Annotated in this window: 4 protein-coding genes and 1 tRNA gene; 4 read left to right on the top strand and 1 reads right to left on the bottom strand. The window is 69.6% G+C overall.

Annotation, left to right across the window (positions count from 1 at the left end; all coding sequences use genetic code 11):
- Nucleotides 1-140 precede the first annotated feature (140 nt).
- The 4 genes from FNX44_RS24425 to FNX44_RS24410 all read left to right on the top strand — a co-directional run bounded on the left by FNX44_RS24425 (nt 141) and on the right by FNX44_RS24410 (nt 3293).
- Nucleotides 141-214, top strand: a tRNA-Met gene (locus FNX44_RS24425).
- Nucleotides 215-237: 23 nt separating this feature from the next.
- Nucleotides 238-855, top strand: a complete 618-nt coding sequence (locus FNX44_RS24420) for a GNAT family N-acetyltransferase (RefSeq protein WP_143651145.1) — start codon at nt 238-240, stop codon at nt 853-855.
- A 263-nt stretch (nt 856-1118) separates the two neighbouring features.
- Nucleotides 1119-1481 carry a hypothetical protein gene (locus FNX44_RS24415; protein ID WP_143651143.1) on the top strand — a complete coding sequence of 121 codons (363 nt, stop codon included), beginning with the start codon at nt 1119-1121 and terminating at the stop codon, nt 1479-1481.
- Between the two features lie 258 nt (nt 1482-1739).
- Nucleotides 1740-3293 (top strand): ricin-type beta-trefoil lectin domain protein, encoded by a 1554-nt coding sequence (locus FNX44_RS24410; protein WP_143651141.1) that lies wholly within the window; start codon nt 1740-1742, stop codon nt 3291-3293.
- Nucleotides 3294-3402: 109 nt separating this feature from the next.
- Here FNX44_RS24410 and FNX44_RS24405 read toward each other — a convergent pair.
- Nucleotides 3403-4235 (bottom strand): Yip1 family protein (locus tag FNX44_RS24405; protein WP_143651139.1); only part of this gene is annotated, 833 nt, incomplete at its 5' end.

The following is a 4235-nucleotide window of genomic DNA, read 5'->3' as shown; positions in this document are numbered from 1 at the left end:
GGGCGGTGGTGTGGCTCACTTGTCCGGTCTGGAGCCGTGTGGGACAAGGGAGTTGGGCGTGCTCGCAGCGGCTGACTCCCGGTGGGGTGGTAACCGATTTCCCATCGGGGGGTGTGATGGCGTACGGTCGGTATCACCGACGCGGGGTGGAGCAGCTCGGTAGCTCGCTGGGCTCATAACCCAGAGGTCGCAGGTTCAAATCCTGTCCCCGCTACTGCTGACAAAGGTCCGGTGCCCATGGCGCCGGACCTTTGTCGTGCCATGGCGGCGGAGGTCGACGGAAGGGGGCGTGGCGAGGTGTCGCGGCGGGTGGAAGGTGTGGTCGACGGGGGGTGCCCGTCGGGCGGTGTGGTGGTGCATCGGCGGGCCGGGGAAGCGGACGTCGGGACGTTGGTGGCGTTGCGGGACGGGGCCGCGCGGTGGCAGTTGGCGCGCGGGATCGACCAGTGGAAGCCGGGCGAGATGGGGGAGGAGCACTTCCGGCGGAGGCTTGTGGAGGGCGAGGTGTGGTTGGCGTCGCTGGGCGAGAAGGGACCGGTCGTCGGGGCGTGGGAGCTGTGGTGGGAGGACCCGGGAGCGTGGGGTGAGCAGCCGCCGGTGTCGGGTTATGTGCACCGGCTGATGGTGGATCGGGAGCTGGCGCCGCGCGGCACGGGGCGGTTGCTGCTGGAGCGGGCCGAGCGGCGGATCGCCGCGGCGGGGCGGGAGCTGTGCCGACTGGACTGCGTGGCGCACAACCCGCGGCTGCGCGAGTACTACGTGGCCGCGGGCTACACGGTGGTCGGCGAGCAGCCGGCGAAGCAGGGCAAGGGCGGCAAGTCGTACGCGGTGACGCTGTTGGAGAAGCGGTTGTAGGGAGTCGAGGAACAGCGTGTGCGGAGCCATCCGGCCAGTGCGGCAAGGCTGTTCACGCAGGACGGCGAAGTGCCCCCGGGGACTCGGCGGCGCGGCCACCGAAGGCTCACCGGCAGGTCGCTGCCCTCCCGGTTCGTTGTGACGGGGCGTTCTCGGGCAGTGCTCGACAGCCGTTCCCGTAGGCGTCGGTAGGAGCGAATCCCAAGGGCACCATTTTCTGTCATTTCCGTGTGTGCGCTGTTGGTACCTCCTAGGGTCCGGTCATGACGAACACGCCTTTCAGGGACACGGCGAGTGCGCTCGCGCTGCGCATGGACTACATCGCCATGCAGGTCGGCTGTGACAGGGCGCGCTCACACAGTTGGTGGCGCAATGTCGTGGAATACGGCCCGTGGAAGGGGCAGCAAGGGCGCACAGCGCCGCCGTCGCCTGACGAGTGGGCAGGCATCGCGAAGCTGTTCGGCACGACCGAGGAACAGGTGCGCGCGATGATCGCCGCCGACTGGTTCGGTGTTCAGACGGGCTCCGAGGTGTCGGCCCGGGTCATGAACCTCGCTCCTCTGCTGGACGAGTTGACCGAGAAGGAAGCCGCAGCCGTAGGTGTTGTCATCCGCAGCATGAGGTGACCGTTGGGCCTCTCGCCGCCTGCCGGGGCCCGTCGGGGACGTCACGTGTCGTGGCGGTCGGCTGCCGTGCCGCGACACTCTGGCCGTTCGGCGAAGACGGCCACCGTATGAGGCGCTCCCCGGCACGCCTGGGGAGGCATTTGCGGGTCTGCCGTGGGGCACCGGAGCGCGGTTTGCTCATCCGGGGGTATAGCCAAGTTACTTACCAACGAGTACTTACCACGGGTAACGGATTGTCTGCGTGAGCGGAGACCCCCCATGACTCGTGGAAGACATCGCAGCGACCGCCTGCGGAAGCTCTGTGTGGCGGTAACAACCCTGGCACTGGCGGCCGTTGGCACGGCGACCGCCCAAGCGGCCGGTGAGGCCGGCCAGGCCGGCCAGACGCCGAGTGAACAGCGCGTACAGAGCAAGCCGTTGCCGCCGGAGTTGGAGGCGGTGCGGGCGGCGGAGGCGAGGAAGTTGTACGGCGATCCCGCCGAGCGGCCGATGGCCGAGCGGCGGACGTCGCTGATCTCGCTGGGCGACAGCCAGATCAGCGGTGAGGGCGCGGGCAACTACGAGCCCGGTACGAACGGGCCGGACAACTGGTGCCACCGGTCGTTCGACGTGGCGATCCACCGCACCGGGATCCCGGCCGACGAGACCTACAACGTGGCGTGTTCCGGCGCGTCCAGCGTCAACATCGTGATCGGCGGGCGGAAGCAGTACGCCGACGAACTGGTGCAGAGCGACAGCCTGGCGATCAAGGCGCGCAACACCAGGCTGAAGATGGTCGTGCTGGTGGCCGGCGCCAACGACGACCTGCAGTTCGGCCCGGTGATGACGGACTGCGTGACACGCTGGTTCCTGATCCAGGGGCCGTGCGCGCCCAAGTACGAGCCCGGTTGGCAGGACCGGGTGAACGGGCTGGCACCGAAGGTCGAGCGGATGGTCGGCGACCTGCGGACCGTGATGCGCGACGCCGGCTACGCGGACGGGGACTACCGCCTCGCCGTGCTGAGCTACCCGAGCCCGATCGGGCCCGACATCAAGGACAACCCGAAGTTCCGCGGCAAGCTGCTCGACGGCTGCACGGGCTACACCTCCGACGCCGCCTGGGGTCGGAACTACGCCGTGCCGCGCTTCCAGGAGGGCATCCGCAAGGCCGCCCAGCGCAGCGGCGCGGACTACCTGGACCTCTCCCGGCTGTTCCACGGGCACGAGGTGTGTATGGAGAACACGTGGGCTCGCGGCCTGACGGTGGACATCACCAACCCCTTCCCGCCGGACAGCAACTCGGTGCGGCAGTCGTTCCACCCGAACGCACGCGGTCACGGCGCGTACGCGGCCTGCCTCACCCAGTTCTACAACGCGGGTCTGACAGAGGCGTCCTGCGCTGACCCGAAGGGCGCGGGCCAGCCGAAGCTCTACACGGGTGCGTGGGACGACGTGTTCGCGCCGCTGCGCAACGGGGCGACGGACGCCTGTCTGGACGCCTCGGGCGCGAGCAGCCGGAACGGCACGAAGGTGCAGGGCTGGCAGTGCCACGGTGAGCGCAACCAGGGCTGGTGGCACGACACGGCGGACACCGGGCAGATCTACACGGAGATGACCCACGACCGCTGTCTGGACGTGCCCGGCGGGAACTACTCCGCCGGTACCGGGCTGATCCTCTGGGACTGCCACGGCGGCGCGAACCAGCGCTTCCAGAAGGTCGGTCCGACGATCCGGCCGGCGTCGGCGAGCGGTATGTGCCTGACGCTGGGAGGGGCGACCGAGCAGGTGCGGCTGCGGCCGTGTGACGGTTCGGCGGCACAGAGCTTCGTCTGAGGAGTCTGAGGCACCTGAGGCACCTGAGGCACCTGAGGTCGAGCTCAAATGGAAGGGGGTGTCCTCCGGTGGCGGTCGCCGCCGGAGGACACCCCCTTTCGAGTGACGTTCAGAGGGTGCCGAGTTTGATCAGGACGAGGAGGGAGAGGAGTTGGATGGCGGAGGCGCCGAGCGCCTTCTGCCAGGGCAGGTCGTGCGAGCGGCTGACCATGGAGGTGAAGAGGAGACCCGCGGCGATCCAGGTCGCCCAGCCGAGGACCTGCACGAACGTCGCGGTGCCGCCGAGGAAGAGCGCGAACAGCAGTCGCGGCGCGTCGGTGACCGAGGAGATCAGCATGGCCATGCCGACCGTCGGGCCCCAGGCGCCGTCGCCGCCGAACTGCCTGGCGAGCGTGTGGGTCACCGAGCCGAGGACCAGGCCGGAGAGGACCACCGCGACGCCGGTGATCAGGACGTACGGAACGGCGCTGCCCAGCGTGGAGTTGAGGACGTCCTCCCGGGCCTTGTCGAGGCCGAAGACGGCCAGCAGGCCGTAGAGGAAGGTGACGAGTACGGCCGTGCCCCAGACGCTGTGGTCGCGCATCTGCCAGAAGGTGGCGTTCGGGCGCAGCACGATGCCGGACAGCAGCTGCTTCCAGTGCAGTTTGGGTCCGGCAGGCGGGGCGGTGGAGCGGCCGGCGGCGTACGTGGCGCCGCCGCTGTACTCGTCGTCGCCGGGGTAGCCGTGCTCGTCGATGCGGAACTGCTGGGTGTGGCCGGGGCTGTTGGCCTGGTTCCGGGAGTCGTAGCGGCCGTCGAAGTACTCGGGGCCGTCCTCACCGGACTGCTGCCACGGGCCGTGCGGACCCTGTGGGTCGGTAGCGCCGGGCCCGGGAGCACCGGGGCCGTAACCGCCGGGGCCGTAGCCGCCGGGGTACGGGGACTGGCCCGGTTGGGTGGGCG

It is taken from the genome of Streptomyces alkaliterrae (assembly GCF_007097205.2).
GTDB classification, from domain to species: Bacteria; Actinomycetota; Actinomycetes; order Streptomycetales; family Streptomycetaceae; genus Streptomyces; species Streptomyces alkaliterrae.
The sequence above is the reverse complement of the archived record's forward strand: the minus strand, read 5'-3'. Positions and strand labels throughout refer to the sequence as shown.